The organism is Gracilibacillus salitolerans (assembly GCF_009650095.1).
Taxonomy (GTDB): domain Bacteria; phylum Bacillota; class Bacilli; order Bacillales; family Amphibacillaceae; genus Gracilibacillus; species Gracilibacillus salitolerans.
In genome coordinates this window covers 1619285-1637357 of sequence record NZ_CP045915.1, presented here as the reverse complement: position 1 = coordinate 1637357, position 18073 = coordinate 1619285, and the positions used below count along the sequence as shown (strand labels likewise).

Annotated in this window: 14 protein-coding genes; 1 reads left to right on the top strand and 13 read right to left on the bottom strand. The window is 35.3% G+C overall.

Going from position 1 to position 18073, the window contains the following annotated elements:
- The first annotated feature begins 39 nt into the window (after window positions 1-39).
- On the top strand, window positions 40-567 hold the full coding sequence (locus tag GI584_RS07690; RefSeq protein ID WP_153790849.1) for a nitroreductase family protein: 528 nt from the start codon (window positions 40-42) through the stop codon (window positions 565-567).
- A gap of 201 nt (window positions 568-768) precedes the next feature.
- On the opposite strand, the gene GI584_RS07685 is transcribed toward GI584_RS07690, so the two are convergent.
- The 13 genes from GI584_RS07685 to GI584_RS07630 all read right to left on the bottom strand — a co-directional run bounded on the left by GI584_RS07685 (window position 769) and on the right by GI584_RS07630 (window position 17721).
- Window positions 769-1044, bottom strand: coding sequence for a DUF2264 C-terminal domain-containing protein (locus tag GI584_RS07685; RefSeq protein WP_153790848.1), 276 nt, complete (start codon window positions 1042-1044; stop codon window positions 769-771).
- A 65-nt stretch (window positions 1045-1109) separates the two neighbouring features.
- Window positions 1110-1736, bottom strand: a complete 627-nt coding sequence (locus GI584_RS07680) for a DUF2264 domain-containing protein (protein WP_194842154.1) — start codon at window positions 1734-1736, stop codon at window positions 1110-1112.
- The gene (locus GI584_RS07675) at window positions 1736-3451 is read right to left on the bottom strand and encodes a heparinase II/III family protein (RefSeq protein ID WP_153790846.1); all 1716 of its coding nucleotides are present in this window, start codon (window positions 3449-3451) and stop codon (window positions 1736-1738) included. Before GI584_RS07675 ends, GI584_RS07680 begins: the two co-directional genes overlap by 1 nt.
- Window positions 3448-5055, bottom strand: coding sequence for a response regulator transcription factor (locus GI584_RS07670; RefSeq protein WP_100361238.1), 1608 nt, complete (start codon window positions 5053-5055; stop codon window positions 3448-3450). Before GI584_RS07670 ends, GI584_RS07675 begins: the two co-directional genes overlap by 4 nt.
- Window positions 5033-6853 carry a sensor histidine kinase gene (locus GI584_RS07665; RefSeq protein ID WP_153790845.1) on the bottom strand — a complete coding sequence of 607 codons (1821 nt, stop codon included), beginning with the start codon at window positions 6851-6853 and terminating at the stop codon, window positions 5033-5035. Before GI584_RS07665 ends, GI584_RS07670 begins: the two co-directional genes overlap by 23 nt.
- 90 nt (window positions 6854-6943) lie before the next feature.
- On the bottom strand, window positions 6944-8344 hold the full coding sequence (locus tag GI584_RS07660; protein ID WP_153790844.1) for an ABC transporter substrate-binding protein: 1401 nt from the start codon (window positions 8342-8344) through the stop codon (window positions 6944-6946).
- A gap of 106 nt (window positions 8345-8450) precedes the next feature.
- Window positions 8451-9257: a carbohydrate ABC transporter permease gene (locus GI584_RS07655; RefSeq protein WP_407647414.1), complete on the bottom strand. Its 807-nt coding sequence runs from the start codon at window positions 9255-9257 to the stop codon at window positions 8451-8453.
- 51 nt (window positions 9258-9308) lie between these two features.
- A complete protein-coding gene (locus tag GI584_RS07650; protein ID WP_153790843.1) occupies window positions 9309-10253 on the bottom strand; it encodes a carbohydrate ABC transporter permease in 945 nt (314 codons plus the stop codon).
- Window positions 10243-10911, bottom strand: a complete 669-nt coding sequence (locus GI584_RS07645) for a YesL family protein (protein WP_153790842.1) — start codon at window positions 10909-10911, stop codon at window positions 10243-10245. The genes GI584_RS07650 and GI584_RS07645 overlap by 11 nt, the downstream gene beginning before the upstream one ends.
- Window positions 10912-11131: 220 nt before the next feature.
- On the bottom strand, window positions 11132-11266 hold the full coding sequence (locus GI584_RS24215) for a hypothetical protein (RefSeq protein WP_267902841.1): 135 nt from the start codon (window positions 11264-11266) through the stop codon (window positions 11132-11134).
- A gap of 96 nt (window positions 11267-11362) precedes the next feature.
- The gene (locus tag GI584_RS07640; RefSeq protein ID WP_153790841.1) at window positions 11363-13084 is read right to left on the bottom strand and encodes a glycoside hydrolase family 35 protein; all 1722 of its coding nucleotides are present in this window, start codon (window positions 13082-13084) and stop codon (window positions 11363-11365) included.
- A gap of 220 nt (window positions 13085-13304) precedes the next feature.
- Window positions 13305-14336, bottom strand: a complete 1032-nt coding sequence (locus GI584_RS07635) for a LacI family DNA-binding transcriptional regulator (RefSeq protein ID WP_153790840.1) — start codon at window positions 14334-14336, stop codon at window positions 13305-13307.
- A gap of 259 nt (window positions 14337-14595) precedes the next feature.
- Window positions 14596-17721 (bottom strand): family 43 glycosylhydrolase, encoded by a 3126-nt coding sequence (locus GI584_RS07630; protein WP_153790839.1) that lies wholly within the window; start codon window positions 17719-17721, stop codon window positions 14596-14598.
- Between the last annotated feature and the right edge of the window lie 352 nt (window positions 17722-18073).

Genomic DNA, 18073 nt, shown 5'->3' with positions numbered 1-18073 from the left:
TCCTGTTAAAATGTAATAAATGGAAATAGGAGGAGTTACATGGATGTATTAGAAGCTATTAAAAACAGACGAGAAATTACAAGCTACCAAGATCGTGAGATTGAAAAAGAAGTATTGGAAGCTGTGGTTGATGCTACTTATTTTGCACCTACAGGAAATAATTTACCATCTAAAGATATTATCGTTGTAACAGATCCAGAAAAACTGGTTGCTTTAAAAGACACCACTCCATTTATGCCATGGATTGCCCATTCTAAAGCAGCTATCGCTATCACCGGTCGACCTGATATAAGTAAATATTGGTTACAGGATAGTTCCATTGCAGCTGGATATTGCTGGCTGGAAGCAGTCGAGAAAGGATTAGTTGGAGCTTTTGGTGCAATCTATCATGCAGAGGATCCAGAAGAATCAGAGAGACGAGAAAGTCATGCTCGTAATGTATTGGGGATTCCAAATGACCGAAAAGTTGTTGCCATCATTGGCCTAGGGTACCCAGATGAAACGAAACCACCAAAAAAACATATTCCTAAGGAAGAAATCGTTCATTACGACCGCTTTCAATCATAGTTTACTAGATGTTTGTCATTCGTCCTATCCGATGAATGACACTTTTCTTTTGATTCAATTTTTTGTCCAGTATACATCACTGTTTTTAATATAACGGCAACGGCGATTATTGCGGCATTACTGGCAACTTTTCGATTTTACTGGCTACTTACGGAGTTTTACTGGCAACTTCAGCATATTTACTATCGACTGGAAGCGGGGTTAACCCCTCTTCTCCATTAAATCAGCCAATTTCCACTCCTTGTCTTCTAGATAAATAACCCCATCCTCTAATCTTGGCAATTCCGCTTCCACTTGTGTCGGTGATCCGTAAAAGGCGTGTACAAATAAATGGGTTCCTTTATTTAATGATTTCATAAGTGTTGGAATTACAGTTCGTTTGTGTAGCAAATTCGTATTGGCATTTGGAAAAATATGCTTGAATTCAGCATCTCCGGTAAGAGCTAGTGCTGATACTTTTGCATGCTCTGTTGCCACTAAATTTTCTCCTATATCATTTCTTGATTCCCATTCTGATAATCCAAGTGCAAAGCCTCCATCAGCTACCCATAATAATGCAGGGCAAAAGGTGTGTAATAATCTACATGAGCCACTTCGCCATCCTTGTACCAGCCGTCACCCAAATAAAAATCATCGATTCTTTTTAAGTTTTGATCGATTGTCTCTTGATCGTATCGTGCTCCTACTTTTTTCAGACCGATATTGACAATTACGGCAAAAAATAACCAGTTACAATCATGTGCAGGGTGCTTATTGATTTGAGATAACCAGTTTGCCAGATTTTCTTTTTGTTCTGCGGTGAGTGGTTCCCAAACATGTTCTGGTGCTAAACACAACGTGTACCCAAAAGCTGCCATCTCTACAATTCGTTGATCATAGTCTTGGATTTCACCCCAGTACCCTTCACTTTGCGGATCTGTACCATTAACAATTCCTTGTAAATGTTTAGACCATAAATCTGTACTGCCATTTGAAGCAAGTAAAGGTGCTGCTCCCCATAAGACTCTTGAAAAACATTCTAAACCAGCTACATCCTCTGAATAAGCTGCTGCTGTCTGTCCCACTCGGATCCGTGAATTTGTTTCATCATAATATGGTGCGAGCGGTTTCCACATTTCTATTAATAATCTCTCGATATCTTGTTTCCTATCTAAAGAGTTCTGTCCCATCATCTGCCTCCTGAAAATTTGAATTCAAATTTTACCGAAACATTTTTAGTTACGCTTAGCACTTCACATAAAATATGTACATAATATTCTATTTCACCCTGATGGTTTCGAAATCTCTTTCTTTTTATACTAGGAAGTACTTTGTCTTTTTCAAACAGTATTTCTAGTATTTCCTCTTTGCCTTTTAAATAAATCTTATTATCTACTATATCAAATGGGATATCCTCAGCAATAAAAGATTCAACCAAGGAAGATGGAGTTGTCTCAAATACAAAATCGTCGCTAACCACTAACTTGGGTCTATCTGATTTATCCCAATCAAACTTGCGAATAAATTGTAGTTGTTCCGGGTATGCACAGCTTAAATCTAATTCAATCTCCTCATTATCACTGCTTTGCTTGACTTGTGCGATTTTACCAGAAAATCGTGCACCTTCTTGTTGATAGTCTCCATTAATTACAGGTACGGAATGACCTTCTGCACTATTGCAAATAAATTGATAGCGTTTATCACTAAAATAATCTTTATGATATTGACCAGATCCTAAGTCTCGCAAAAAAACATTTCCACGGCCGTAAAGAATAAATTGACCGATATCATTATGATTGTGTGGTTCATCATTATGTCCTGCTTTCACAGCAAATGCATGTTGATCCGTACGCGATAAAAAGATAGACGAATGCTCCATAACGTAGCTCTCTTGTGGCCAATCCATTCCTTTTATTTTTGAATCATGCCAGCTTAATTCACGTATAGCTGGCGCCCACCTTCCACAGTGATCGACAAATCGTGTTGACGCCACTGTCTCCGGTGGTATATGTACTTCGGGGAATTTTTCATGCAAATAATGTGTCAATCCGAGCATCGGAGCGGCAGTTGGTTCTGCATCTGAGAAATTGACCACTTTATTGTCTGCCAAAAAGACTTTTTGCTGGAACATCGCAACTGCTTTTACTTTCGGTCGTTCGAATAAATCGATATTCAGATAGCGATCTAAAAGATCAGCAAAATAGACAAAATAGCCAAATCCATATTGCCAGTAACCATAGCCTTCCGTACAAGCACCGTCTTCTTCAAAGCCTTGTAAATAATGATTTATTGTATGTATCACTCGATCGATGATTTGGGTTTGTTTACTCTCTCCGTTTAGCAAGTATAAAGCAGCTGCACCGATTGATCCTCCACACACAGATGCCCAATTATGTGTTGCTTTTTCCCAATGAAAAGTACGTTCCATAAAAGGAGCAAACACACGCCGATCAATCTCAATTTTTACTTTTTCAACAAGGAAACCATCCAATTGTTCACCAAACAAATCTACAAGTTCTGCCAAAGTAAAAGCTGTCTCTGCTGCAAAAAGGTCCACAGTGTATTGTAATTGATACGTTTGCTTATAAGTTTTATAGTCTTGCTCCTCGAATTGCATGTCTAAGTGTGCAGGTAGACACCATGTAAATTCATTACACACCTGCCATATTTCATTTTCCAATGCAGCTGTATACTCTTCCCTCTCTGGGTAAAGATATCTAAGTAAACCAAATGTCGTTAATCTTTTTCTCCGCAAAAAATAGTGTTCCTCATATACTTGCCGATCACCGTTACGCATAAATTGCCGGTAAGTATCGAAGCTGATGCTAACCGCAGATGTGTTCAAGAACTGCTCTGCATCTTTCTCTAGTTGTGCTATGACATTACTTCTCCACTTAGTCTTCATTTAGCATTTGCCCCATTCCATTTATGTCCTCTATATTCAAGTGGTGTGCATCCTGCCAGCTTTTTAAATATTTTAATAAAATAACTTTGGTTATCATATCCGAGTTGTTCACATATTTTCCCAACAGAGTCATTGGTTAATTCTAGTAACTCCTTTGCTCTTTCTACCTTTCTTTGCTTGACATATTCAACAAAAGTAATTTGCATTTCTTTTTTGAATAGCCTGCTAAAATAACTAGCATTTAAATATAAATATTCCGCCACTTCATCTAAAGATAGTTTTTTCTGTATATTATCTGCAACATAGTAACAGGCATTAACAACATCTTTATGATAATTGTTTTTCAATTGTTGTGTTGTTTCTTTTAAACATTTTTCGGCATAATTATTAAGCCAGTCGTGCAATTCATATATGGTATCTAACAGAAAAACCTCTTTTTGTATGGATTCCACATGGTAATTAGATTGAAAATACGGGATTGTTCGCAAGCGCATATTTAAATCTAATATCATTCGCAGGAACCATTCTTTGACAATCCTTGGCTCATATTGCTTCGAAACACAAAAATCTATCCATTTGGACAGGTTTACCTTAAATGACAAAAGGTCGCGTTGAAACAACGCTTTTTTTAGTTCGTTTGTTACATCCTGATAATAAGTAAAAATCTCTTGTCCATGATAAGTTGAAGTTGTTATTTCCAGATCAGCGATTGAATTATTATCAGTGAAAAAAATCTGTTTTTCACTATTTATTAAAGACATACTTTCCGATTTTAATAAGGACACTTCACTTTTATTTCCGACCAAGAAGCTTACTTGTATATTTAAATAATGATTCAGTGATTGTTGCAATTCTTTTAATAATTCTCGTAATTCACCAAAAATATCATATTTGATGGTTAAATGATCTGGATAAAAAAGAAAACCTTTATTTTGTTCATAATGAATGCATAAAACCTTGTCAATTTCTTTTTTATCGATTATTTCTCTCATAATATTATAGATTGCAAATTGTAATGTATCATCAGAAATAAAGTTTTTCTTCACTTTATAATAGTCATTTATATAAAAATAAACAGGAATATAAGGCATACTTTGATCCAAAATATCCAATAATTTATTGGATGAGCCTTGAATTAACTGACGCAAATGCTTTTGGTTTTCTATATCATAATTCATTTTCACTTTATGTCGTAGTTGTTTTACTTCTACCACTTTGGAGGTGTCGTTATCTAATCGTCTTTTACAGGAAATGAGAATATTTTCTATATCTTCCGGGTTAAGCGATTCTTTTAATATATAGTCCTTTACATCTAACTTGATTGCTTGCTGGGCATACGAGAATTCGTTATGACAAGAGATTATCGCTACTTGTATATTGGGCTTCCTTTTTTTCATTTCTTTAGTAAGCTCGATCCCGTCCATTTTTGGCATACCTATATCCGTGATTAAAATGTCTGGCATCTCTTCTTTCGCATAATGAAAGGCTTGTAATCCATTCTCATGTGTACTTACTAATTCTAAACCAATTTCATCCCAGTTTATCATTTCAGATAAAAACTCGATCGTTGGATAATCATCATCAACTAACATGACTTTGTACATGACCTTCACCACCTAAAGGAATCTTAATTATTATGATTGTACCTATATTCGGCTTGCTTTCAATTATCATTTCCGGATTAACACGATAAGAAAGTTGCAATCGTTCATATACATTGGTCATACCAATACTGGAAAAACCCTTATTCGAACGTTTAGTAGTTTTGGATGAACATAATGCTTCATTCAACGTATCTAATTGTTGCCTGCTGATACCTTCTCCATTATCACGTATGCTAAGCTGAAATGCTTCATCATGTATATCCGCTTTTATAAAAATATTACCAGACCCCTGGTTTAGACCATGAATTATCGAATTCTCAATCAAGGGTTGTAATAAAAATCTCGGAACTAATTGCTGGTAAGCTTCTGCTGTAACATCTACCTCTAAAACCACTTTATTTTTTTGTCTCATATTCATCAAGTTAACGTAATCTTTCATCAGGCTTACTTCATCAAATAACGTAATTTGATCTTCTTTAAAATCGATGGTCCAACGTAACAGCTTTGAAAGTGACTGAATCATGCTAGCACTCTCCTTATCACCAAACTTAAAAACTTTCATTCTTATCGAATTCAACACATTGAATAAAAAGTGCGGATTTATTTGAGCTTGAAGCATCGCTAATTCTGCTTTTCTTTTTCTCTTATGTGTTTGATTTACTTCATCAATCATGGTATTTACTCGATCGAGCATATGATTTAATGAATGAGAGAATTGACCAATCTCATCAGTACTATTTACTTTTGACCGAACACTTAAATCTCCTGTTTGTACCTTCTTCACTACTTTATCCAAATGTCTTAACGGCTTTGTGATTCTGTTCATTAAATAGGCTAAGATAACAAAAAATATGGCAAAAGAACCAGCTAATAACAAAAACACTTCGGAAAAGATCGAATTAATATTAGAAGTAGCCTCTTTATATGGAATAACTGACACAAGTGTCCAATCATTAAAGTTTAGTGATTTATTGGTAATGACATATTTTTGCCCATTCGATTCCGCTATTTGGGAACTATTAGTTAAATGAATGTCAGTCAAAATAGGCGCCTTTTCCCCAATCAGTTCAGGATCTTTATGGGATAGTACCTGATTTTGATCATCGACTAACATGATTTCTTCTGATGGATTTCGATTGTTTAAGATATTTCGAATCTTTGTTTCTAATAATGTGACAATAACATATCCGTAAATTCCGCTATTGCTGTCACGTAATGTTCTTCCAACAGAGAGTTGATATGGACTTTGGATTCGTTCATACGTCAGCATCGTCGGTTCCACGCTAGACCAGTAAGATTCAAATCCATTTAACGCATTCAATTCCTTAAACCACTTCTCTTGGTAGAACGAATTAGGATCATATTGACCCGTAGAATAATTCGTATAATACTGGCCATTTTTTAACAATATCGTTACATACGATTTTTCACCTAATAGCGTAATATTTTCGATCGTCTTCCTGACTTGACGATCTTCTAAATATTCCGTATAACTCTGATTATCGATTTCATTTAGTTCCAGGTTAGATTTATTTTTCAGTATTGTATTTAGTTCCGAGTCAATCTGAACAAAATTAGACGCATTAATCACATCATCTATTACTCTAGCAACGTTTTCTTCGGTTAAGTCAAGTTCTTTTTTGGCATTTTGCATCGCTTGTTCTTCTACCGCATCCCTGGTTAAATAGCTATATATAGATAAAGTCAGTAATACTGGAATTCCAATACATATAAAAGATGCAAGGAAAACCTTTGAACGAAAAGAAGGAGACGTTAATCTCCGGTATTTAGTCCACATAATCATCCTCCTTTAAAAGAATGTCAGGGGACAACGGAATTAACGTCCCTTATTTTAATTGTAAACGCTTCAACTGAATCAATTCAAGATTTATTGATTATTTTCAATGATTTCCCCTGCTTGTTCATGCATTGATTCAATCGTTTCATCGATATTTTGTTCTTCATAAATTAGTTTTTCATATTCATCATTTGCCATTTGATAAATTTCTGCCTGGTATGGAGCTGGTGGAATTAATTTAGATGCTTTCGAATTTTGTAATACTGAAATTAAAGCATCCTTATCTACTTTTTCTGGATTATTGGTATCCTCTAAAATAATATCTACAATATTCTCTAGTTCGTCATCACCTACTCCATTCCATGATGGAATGTTTTTACCTTGAACAATCTGACCTTCCGTAGTATACCAACGAATGAACTCATAAGCTGCTTCTTTATGTTCAGAATTAGAAGCTACTGCCATATAGTCCGTTGTAACCGGCGTATAACCACCTTCATCATCCGAATTATTTTTCGGATACGGTGCAACCCCTACATTAAAATCTAACGGGAATTGATCGGTACCACCAAGTTCTGTGTTCATCCAGCTTCCAATCATAACGAGACTGGCATCTTGATTAAAGAACGTATCTCGATAATGTAATTGTTGTGACATAATATCTGTGTAAGGTGTGGCAGATTGATCTTCTTTCTCCATTTGCCAACGAAGTTCTAATGTTTTCTTAAATAGTGGATCTTCAAAGTTAGAGCTTCCATCCGCTTTTAATAATTCGGTTTCTTCTGCTTTACTTGCTAAGGATAATTTTAAATACTCCATCCAACCACCATTTTGTGGTCCATGGAAGAAAGTTCCATAGTGATCATCTGTTGTTAGCTGGTTAGCATAGTCAGCATATTCATCCCACGTCCAATCTGTAGGCATTTCTAATCCAGCTTCATCTAAATGGTCTTTATTGACCAGTACGTACCATGGATTAAATTTACCAGGAAGTGCATAATACTGATCTCCCAACTGTGTATTGACTTTGTACTCTTCTGTCACTTCATATCCTTCTTCATTAATAAATTCATCAATTGGTTCAACCATTCCTAAGTCTACACGTTGTGCATATGATGCAGGGTCACTAAACATCAATACATCTAATTGCTCACCAGATGATGCAGCTAGGTCTAATTTTTGTAACGCTTCGTTTGTATCACCTTTTTCACTTAATATGACTACTTCCACCTCGATATCCGGATGCGCTTCTTCAAATGCTGGAATGGTTTCAGTCCAGTTATAAGAAGCTTCATTTCCATGGGTATGGAACATAATCTTAACAGGTTCATCAGAACTTGCTTCTTCCTCTTCATTTTCACTTTCCTGTTGATCAGTATTATCTTCTTCAGAATCAGAACCTGCAGTAGGTTCGTCATCACTACTACAAGCTACCATAATGCTAAGGAATAATGTCATACTTAATAATAAGAGCAACAACTTACTTTTCATTTTCATACCCCCAAATATTTTTGAAAACCCTTACACTTTTGATGCTACCAAATTCATTTCATCAATACATGTCACTATTTTTACTTTTGACGACACTTTTTTTACTTTATCCTTTTACACCCCCTAAAGCAATACCATCAATAACATGTTTTTGACCTAAGATAAAGACAATTAATAGTGGTAATATCGCTGATACGGCTGCAGCCATAATTAAAGTATAAAAGCTACCATTAATGGTTGTGAATTTTTGCATGGCTAATTGAATCGTATACAATGCATCTGTGCGTAAGAAAATTAATGGATTTTGATAATCATTCCATGTCCAGATAAAACGAAGGATCGCATACGTTGCCACTGCAGGACGTACAATCGGCAGTGCGATTTGCCAAAAAATGCGCCAATGTCCTGCCCCATCTATTTTTGCTGCATCAATAAAGTCATTATGAATACCTATGAAGAATTGACGAAGCATAAATGTTCCCAATACACTAAAACTACCTAATAAAATCAAACCAATATGTGTGTCAAATAAGCCTAAATAACGGTATAAGATAAACTGTGGTACCAAGCTTGCCTGTGGCGGTACCATATAAGTAGCTAATACAATGATAAATAACCATGCACCTGCAGGAAATCGCACCTTAGAGAATCCATAGGCAGCGAGTGAAGATACTACTACAGAAATGGCGGTAGTAAATACAGCAACTTTAATCGAATTCCAATAATACAAATAAAAAGGATGATCACCAAACCAGACTTCCTGATAGTTTGCAAGTGCATTCCACCTGGTCGGAATCCATTCTATTGGATATTTAAAAACATCCGCTTCAATTTTTAATGAAGTCGAAATCATCCAAATAAAGGGCAGCAAAAATGCCAAACTGCAAAAGAATAAAATAATCGTACTTATCATTTTTTTAACATCCCATTTTCTTTGCTTTTGCATCTAAACACATCCTTTCTCTTAATAATTCACCCATTTTTTCTGTCCGATCCACTGAATAATGGTGATCGAAAATACGAATAAAAATAATACAACAGCTATTGCAGAAGCATAACCAACATCCAAATCAAGGAATGCCCTTTCATATAAATGCCACACAAGCATCGTCGTTGAATTTAATGGTCCACCTTCTGTTAATACTGCGATTAAGTCAAATACTTTAAATGAAGCAATAATCCCTGTTATTAACAAAAAGAATGAGGTCGGTGATATTAATGGAAACGTGATATTTCTAAATTTATACCAACTATTAGCACCATCAATATCCGCAGCTTCATAGAGTTCTTTAGGAATAGACTGTAACCCTGCAATATAGACAATTAAGCTAAAGCCTATTGAAATCCAAATATGAATAATCATTAACGAAATCAAGGCAAAATTCGGATCTGAAATCCATGTTGGCGGATTCTCAATTCCGAATGTCATTAATACCTGATTAATCGGTCCTTGAGATGGATGGAATAGCACCTGCCATACAACTGCAATTGCTACAACACTTGATATATATGGCATGAAAAACGCAACTTTAAAATAACTTTTTAAATAGACATTTTTATCAATAATTACCGCTAAAAAGAGGGCACATAACATGGTTATCGGAACGGTAAAAATAAAGATCGCATTATTGATTACCGATTTAATAAATTTCTCATCACTGGTTAGGGCGATAAAGTTATCCAATCCTACCCATTGTAACTGATCAATACCGGTAACAAATTTCCAATCGGCAAATGCGAGGATGAATGTTGCTACAATGGGAAATAGCACAATAACGGATATACCTAGTAACATAGGTGAAACGAATAAAAATCCGACGAAATTTTCACTTTTTTCGATTTTTGATTTTCTCTTTGTTTTTGTTGATTCTTGTAGTTCTTCTGCTGTCGCAAATGATTTACTCGCCATGAAGAACACCTCTTTCCTTTATAATTCTTCCATCAGATGGTAAATTTTCGTATTTGTCCAATCTTTTCAGAGCGAAATTGCTAAAATACATGGCAATAAAAGTTAAGCCACTTCCTAAAAATAAAAAAGCAAATCCTGGTATCACCCAACAAATAAAAAGAAAACTAACTAATGATAATCCCATCCAGATCGTCTGTAAGGGAAATAGTGTACTTAACTGAATAGCCCTTTTGATTTGGTTTATCAGACCAATATCAGGAAATTCAGCCATTAAACTAAACACATATAATAAAACTATAAAGCTTAATACTAATACAGTTGCACTACTGCTAAGAATTAAATAATATAGAATACCGTTAAAGTTCTGAACTAATGCGAAATCAATATACAATGCTATAGCAGTGACTAATATGAGTCCTCCAAGTACATTGCTTCTAATAAATTGTTTTTTATATACTTTCCAAAATTCTTTTAGAACAGAGAATTCCTCGGATTTTATCCATTTATTATTTAATGCAAACATGGCGGTGATTGCTGGAAAAAAACCAAGTACTATCCCTCCTAGTAAGGTAAATCCAATAGCTAGCATATTTAGCAGTGCAAGACGATATAGCCATTCACAAATCCTGAACAAACCACTTGATGTATCAAACTGCATATGGTGCCCCCTTTCCATACCAAAATTATAAACGCTTTCATTTCGTTAAAAATAGCATTATTTTTACTTTTATCAATAGAAAATTGACTTTCCAAAAGTGAACAATACCCAGTTATAGCCCATGCCAGACGCACAGAAAATAGAGCCAGCTAACAACATGTTAGCTAGCTCTAAACCAATTATGATACTGTTTTTCTGATCCATACACTGATTCCAACAACTAGTAGGAAACACCTGCCAATAGAATGTTGAATAGGTTGGTTGCTGTATCCAGTAAATCATTTGCTGTGTTATCTTGCTCTTTTTCTTCCCTTTGTTGCTCCTGACTTTCATTCCCATCCGTTCCAGAATCCATTTCATCAGAAACATTTGCTAATACAGCAAAGCTTGAGGAATGTGGAGATTCTAAGGTTAAGGTAAGAGCTCCTTTATTTTTTGTAGATATTAGTTCCTAAGATAACTTAGGTTCACTCGATAACTGAATTGAATTGGATACAGTATGTTCCAGTTCCAAAATAATTATTTCGTTATCACCTTTATTTAATAATGGCCCTGGTAAATACAATGTTCGTTGAGGCCCAACAGCATTCCAATATCTACCTAGGTTAAATCCATTAACAAAAACATTCCCTTTCGTAAATCCCTCCAGATCGACAAACGTATCTGCCTGCTCTTCTACCTTTAGATTCCCTCGGAAGAATTGCGGAAATCTAGTATCGTTTCCTGTATAATCAGTAGGCAGTGAATCTAGTTCGATGGCATACATTTCCCAATCAAACCAATATTGATTACCCAGCCACAAGTTCTTAATGAGACCTTTTGTATCACTTAAATGTTCACCATAATTAGCCCGTCCCATGTTTTCAACGAATATTTCCAATACATTTTCTTTATGCGGAAAATGCAGTGTTTTTTCCATTTGCTTATCATTTTTATACACTGTATCTACATAAACACCATTTATATAGATAAATGCCCGGTCTTGAATCGCATCCACATTGAACGCTAATTCACCTTGTCTGTTTATCGTTGTTTTATATAAAATATAACCATATGTTTGATCGATTTCTTCCATTTTCAAAGGTGCAACATGTTCCACTTTACGACCAATCGAAGAAAGCGTGTCAAATACACTTACTGATTCTTGTAATTTTACTTCTCCATAATTCTTGGTTTCTATTTTACTTACATAATCATCAGGAACATCGATGTAATCAGTTAGAACTTCTTTTACCTTGGTATACTTCTCCGTGATCTCTCCATTCTCTGTTAATAGACTATCGTAATCATAGCTGGTAATCGTAGGATAATAGATGTCATAATGGTTGGCACCATTCATAAACCCAAAATTAGTTCCTCCATGAAACATATAGAAGTTAACAGAACTATTTCTTTCCATTAATTCTCGAAAGACATCTGCTGCGTCCTGTGCATCTCTTGTGTGGTGTTCTCCTGACCAATAGTCAAACCAACCGATCCAAAACTCTGCAACCATTTTTGGTGAGTTTGGTTTATAGTTATCTAGTTTCGCAAAAGCACTTTCCACCTTAGAACCGAAATTAAGTGTTGTGGTAACATCCGGTAAGGAACCCTGTTCAATGAATTCCGGTCCATCAGAGGTAAATAAAAACGTATCCAGATCATGTTTTTCGTATTGTTTCTTAATAAACTCTAAATAGTTCAGATCATTTCCATATGCACCATATTCATTTTCGATTTGCATCGCAATTACAGGTCCGCCGTTCTGGTATAAATACTTTTTGAATTTTGGCAGCAATACATTATAATACTCTTCAACATGTTGTAAATAAACAGGATGACTGCTTCTTAACACGGTATCTTTATCCTTTAATAACCACGAAGGTAAGCCTCCCATTTCCCATTCGGCACAAATATATGGCGCTGGTCTTAAAATAACGTATAAATTCAATTGATCAGCTAGTTCAATAAATTTTTCTATGTCTGCCAAGCCAGAAAAATCAAAGGTACCCTTTTTCGGTTCATGCAGATTCCATGGTATATATGTTTCGACTGTATTTAAACCTAAAGCTTTTAACTTTTGTAATCGGTCTTCCCAATACTCTGGTACTACTCGAAAATAATGAATGCCCCCTGATAATATTTGAAAGGCTTTATTATCCAGATAAAACTGTCCCTCTTTTGTAGTTAACATTTTATATCCCCCTAATTATATATTTTTTCAAGAAATAAATTTATGAAATGGGTTTCATAATCATCTTCACTTATCGTAAGTACTAGTAAAACAAGCTTCCTATTATAGTAATATTGATAATAGGAAAGGTAAATACGAAATGGGTTTCATAAATGATTAAAATACTTGAAAACCTTTTCAAAAACAATGGTAAGATATGTTTTCCCTTTTGTCAACTTCATTATTTTTTCAACAATTGACATGAGTTTCTTAACATTAATTTTGTTGGAACGATTACTTGTTTTTCAGCCTCTTCTCCATTAATTAATTTTACAAGAACATCGACAGCTGTTCGCCCTAATACTTCATAATTTTGACTGACAGATGTTATTCCCGGAGGATAATCCTTTGCTAAATAAATATCATCAAAACCAACAACAGATATATCTTCAGGAACCCTTAGCCCAAATTTATCTAACGTTTTGATCACTCCGATGGCAACAAAGTCATTGACACAAACAATCGCTGTCGGACGCTCACTTTGATAAAGTAGTCTGTTAGCCAGTTCTTCACCTGATTCAATATCAAATCCTTCATCCATAACCCAATTTGGATTGATTGATAGGTGATTTTTTTCCATTGCCTCTGTATATGCTCTTAATTTCACTTCTCGTGAACTAATACCCATTTCCCCACCGAGAAATGCAATTTTTTGATGATTAAAATTTTTAAGCAAGTCGATTACTTTTGTTATTCCATCGTGTTCATCTGTCTGTACGATGTGGGCATCCACGCCCTCCATTTCTCCATTGACAAACACAACCGGTACACGTTCCCTTATTTTATTCATTTCTTCTGCTAGTTCTTTGCTAGTCTCAACTTGATTAATACGACCACCTAGAAAAATAATACCATCTACTTGTTTATCAACTAAGTTCTGTAAGTATTTGGATTCGATCTGATGGTCGTCCATTGAATTACACAGAAATGATGTATATCCTAATGATAATGCATGTGCCTCACTTTTTAACACTAAAGTAGAAAAGAACGGATGATTAATATCGGGTAATACAATTCCGATCATTTTCGATTGCTTATATAACAAACTTCTAGCTAAGCTGTTAGGTCGAAAGTTGTATTTTTCAATCACTGATAATACTTTGCTCTTCGTATCTGGTTTTACTCGTTCCTTGCCAGTGAGTACTCTTGAGACAGTGGAAGGCGACACGCCAGCCTCATTTGCAATATCGTATATGGTAACATTTTTTTTCATTTTATCTCACCTTATCTAAAAGTAACGTTGCCTATGAAACCGATTTTATCATACAATGTTTCTTTTAGTAAGAATAGAGCAGAGCTTAGTTGATAATGGAATCACACAGTGACTTATAATACTTACAACTTCACTACATTTCTCCCATCGTGGGCACTTACAAAAACGAAATATACTACTATTTTAAAAAGCTAGCCAAACGTTTGTTTAGCTAGCTTTTTAGCCGTTAATATATTATTTTGATTATATTTTATCCTCATCACCTGATGAGATTGGAATCGTTAGTATCTAAATAGACTGGTTCCGTAATTCCTTCTAATGTTGGTTGTATTTCTTTAATTGTACCATCGTCATTGAATTCCATTTTATCTATCATTACTTCACGGTTAAATCCATTTCCATTTGGAATGGCAAATCGGTGATAAACGATATAATAATCATCCGTATCTGGTATGTTTAAAATCGAGTGATGTCCTGTTGCTTTAATTCCTTGGGATAAATCCTTGCTCAGAATAACATCATGCTTTGTCCATGGCCCCATAGGCGAATCACCTGTCGCATATGCCACCTGGTAATCTTCTTCTCTTGTATCATTTTCTGACCACATGAGGTAGTATGTTCCATTACGTTTGAATACTACAACCCCTTCTCTAAAGTTTGAAGGTGTCATCTCTCGTGGTTCTTCAGCAAATGAAACCATATCGTCATTTAATTTTGCTCCCCATAGTGATCCATTTCCCCAATAGAAATAAGACTGTCCATCATCATCTGTAAAAACATATGGATCTATAGCTTGGCCGGAATACTCATCTCTAGCAACAAGCGGCTCACCCAAGGCATCTTCAAATCCTTCTGTAGGAGAAGATGATTTCGCGACACCAATTTGTTGATTTGCCGAGAAATAATGATAGAAAGTTCCGTCCTTTTCTGCAAAACCTGGTGCCCATGCATTCCCTGTTGCCCACTCTACATCGTCTGTTGCAAGATCAATTATGACACCATGATCTTCCCAATTAATTAAATCTTTGGATGAGAAGGCTTTAAATTGCGTTCCTGACCAACCTTCAAATCCATCTGTTGTTGGATATAAATAGAATGTATCGTCATAGACAAAGATTTGCGGATCTGCATAAAGCCCTGGTAATGTTGCAGTTGGGTATACTTCTACCTCAACCGTCCACTCACTTGTATTTCCATCTTTATCTGTGACCGTATATGTTACAGCTTCTGTAAAATCTTGCGGTTCATTAGCAGATGGACTTATTTCTGCATCTGTGTGTAAAGATATACTAGGAGTTATGTTTGTTAAATTAACATCTTTGTCTTTAAATGACACTTGTATCGATTGATTAACAGAATCAATCTTCGTTAAACCAAACTGACCTGGTAATTCAAATGATGCTATACCAGTGGATAACAGGGACTTATCTTGAATTTCTTCCTCCGATAATGCACGATTATATACTTGCACATTGTCAAAAGCCCCTTTAAAGTACTGGTCTCCAGAATAAAATGACTTTCCTATATACGCTAAAAGATCAGTACCTAAATCTGACATAGAAATGGATATGTCATTGTTTTCTGCTAACAAAATTCCATCTTTATACATTTTCATACTTGTTGGTGTAATCACTAAATCAACGGTCATCCAGGTATTTTCAATAGAAGCTGTACTTGCTTTAACCTCTTGTTCATTCGACCAACTGTCTACTGTAATCGCATTTCGAAGCTCATTTTCCCTCGTTCTTAAAAACATGTATCGTTGATTATCTTTTCCTATCGTAAATGTGAAGAAGTTGCCAGATACAGTTTCCGCTTTTATATCCATCGAAATCGTAACAGTATCTCTTCCTTCGAAGAATCCGGTTGGAAATGCTGCAAACGTATCATCTGTACCATCCAAATATAATACTTGAGATTCTTTGACCTCATCTTCTTGATAAGTTGCATTTCCACGTAGTGCTCCATGATAATCATTTCCGGACTGATCTTGAATTACTTTTTCTGTTGTTGTTTCCTCAAATGTGTACTCCAGAATCGGGGCATTTTGTTCTTTTTCATCTGGTCTTTCCACTTCATTTGTCCATTTATCTTTAATTGCTCGGTATTCTTCTTTTGTGATTGGTAATACGGAACCATGACGTTTCCGGCTGGAACCTAAAGAATACTCATCTGACCCTATTTGCGTGAACTCACCCCTGGATAAGTCATTTGTTAACAACGGAAGATATCCTTGACCTGTTGCATATTGGTCAACCATCAAGTTCCACTCTTCACGGTCATTAAATTTAAAAATTAACGGACCTTCTACATCATCATTTGTTAAACCCAATGGTTCAAGGTTTCCAACTTTTGACCATTCTCCTAATACTTGTTTACTTTTTTCAATAGTAATTTGACCATCTGCGGAATAGCGATAAAAGGTATCTTCATCTTTTATAATAGTCGTATCAATAATATGCTGATCACCAGGGCGATCAATGTAAATTTCAGGTTCTGTAAAGGTATAGAAATCCCTTGTTTTTGCATAGTAAATGTCTGGAGGACTAAAGGTACCATTCTCGTCCTCTGTAGTAGAAGCCCAAAATACAACGTACTCTCCTGTTTCTTCATCATAAACAGTTTCAGGTGCCCATGCATTACCGGCATTAGACGGTGCAACTTCTACCATACGCTCCTCCGACCAATTGACTAAATCCGTTGATTCCCAAATAATTAGAGATTTACTACCATTTGTTTGAGCTTCACCCCATCCTTTACCATTTGCAATTCGTAAATCGGTAGCAATTAGATAAAATTTATCACCTTCTGGAGAGCGAATAATATACGGATCTCTAACACCTTTTTCTCCTACTTCTGAAGTGAGTGCTGGGGCACCATCGTTTAAATCTTCCCAGTTCAATCCATCCTCACTACTAGCAAAATATATTTGTTCCCCTATATCATGTTCACCAGTAAAGTGTGTCATGAGGTAAGCTTTATATTTTTTATTCTTTGGTTTTGCTTTGACAGTGACTTGGACTTCCTTCTTATCTGTTACTTCCCCGTATTGAATCGTTGCAATCAACATAACTGAAGTATCTTTTTTCTGTCTTGTTACTATACCTGGTGGAGTATTGTAATAATTTTTATTTACTATTTCATTCACATTGATAACTTCTGGATTATCTGATTCCCAAGTGATTGACGCGCCTTCATCACTACTTGTTGGTAGGGTAATATTTCCTCTAATATTATCTGCATTTGGTATGTCGAGACTGTCTTTTATTTTTTCTACTATTTCCTTATCTGTTAGCTCTTCTTTACCACTAACTTCTTCTGACACAATAAAGTTATACAGCATAAGGAAACTCATCATTACAACTAAACTTCTTTTTCTAATCATTTTTACCTCCTATTGTTTATATATTAGGATTGTTTCTAAAGATAGTGCTGTAACACCACTTTCAAAGAAAACGCTTACACTTACTAATGAAAGATCCCTCCTTTACAGCCATTATATTTATCATTATGGGCAGCAAAATAGTAAAATGGAATATAATATTTTTTTTATTTATTGCGATTTTTTTGTATTTCTTTCATTTAAATATAATTCTTAATAAAGCTCCTAAGGAAAATCCTTAGGAGCTTTACTGCTAAACTATACTTCCTGATTCTTAGCATCAGCAGATTCAAAATGTTATACCTTTAACGCTACTTCATGTTGATCGACAGTAACCTCTGCCACAACATCAGAA

Excerpts from the sequence above, each read along its gene's own strand:
- GI584_RS07690 (WP_153790849.1), top strand. The coding sequence starts at position 40 with ATGGATGTATTAGAAGCTATTAAAAACAGACGAGAAATTACAAGCTAC.
- GI584_RS07680 (WP_194842154.1), bottom strand. The coding sequence starts at position 1,736 with ATGGGACAGAACTCTTTAGATAGGAAACAAGATATCGAGAGATTATTA.
- GI584_RS07675 (WP_153790846.1), bottom strand. The coding sequence starts at position 3,451 with ATGAAGACTAAGTGGAGAAGTAATGTCATAGCACAACTAGAGAAAGAT.
- GI584_RS07670 (WP_100361238.1), bottom strand. The coding sequence starts at position 5,055 with ATGTACAAAGTCATGTTAGTTGATGATGATTATCCAACGATCGAGTTT.
- GI584_RS07665 (WP_153790845.1), bottom strand. The coding sequence starts at position 6,853 with ATGTGGACTAAATACCGGAGATTAACGTCTCCTTCTTTTCGTTCAAAG.
- GI584_RS07660 (WP_153790844.1), bottom strand. The coding sequence starts at position 8,344 with ATGAAAAGTAAGTTGTTGCTCTTATTATTAAGTATGACATTATTCCTT.
- GI584_RS07655 (WP_407647414.1), bottom strand. The coding sequence starts at position 9,257 with ATGATAAGTACGATTATTTTATTCTTTTGCAGTTTGGCATTTTTGCTG.
- GI584_RS07650 (WP_153790843.1), bottom strand. The coding sequence starts at position 10,253 with ATGGCGAGTAAATCATTTGCGACAGCAGAAGAACTACAAGAATCAACA.
- GI584_RS07645 (WP_153790842.1), bottom strand. The coding sequence starts at position 10,911 with ATGCAGTTTGATACATCAAGTGGTTTGTTCAGGATTTGTGAATGGCTA.
- GI584_RS24215 (WP_267902841.1), bottom strand. The coding sequence starts at position 11,266 with ATGGATTCTGGAACGGATGGGAATGAAAGTCAGGAGCAACAAAGGGAA.
- GI584_RS07640 (WP_153790841.1), bottom strand. The coding sequence starts at position 13,084 with ATGTTAACTACAAAAGAGGGACAGTTTTATCTGGATAATAAAGCCTTT.
- GI584_RS07635 (WP_153790840.1), bottom strand. The coding sequence starts at position 14,336 with ATGAAAAAAAATGTTACCATATACGATATTGCAAATGAGGCTGGCGTG.
- GI584_RS07630 (WP_153790839.1), bottom strand. The coding sequence starts at position 17,721 with ATGATTAGAAAAAGAAGTTTAGTTGTAATGATGAGTTTCCTTATGCTG.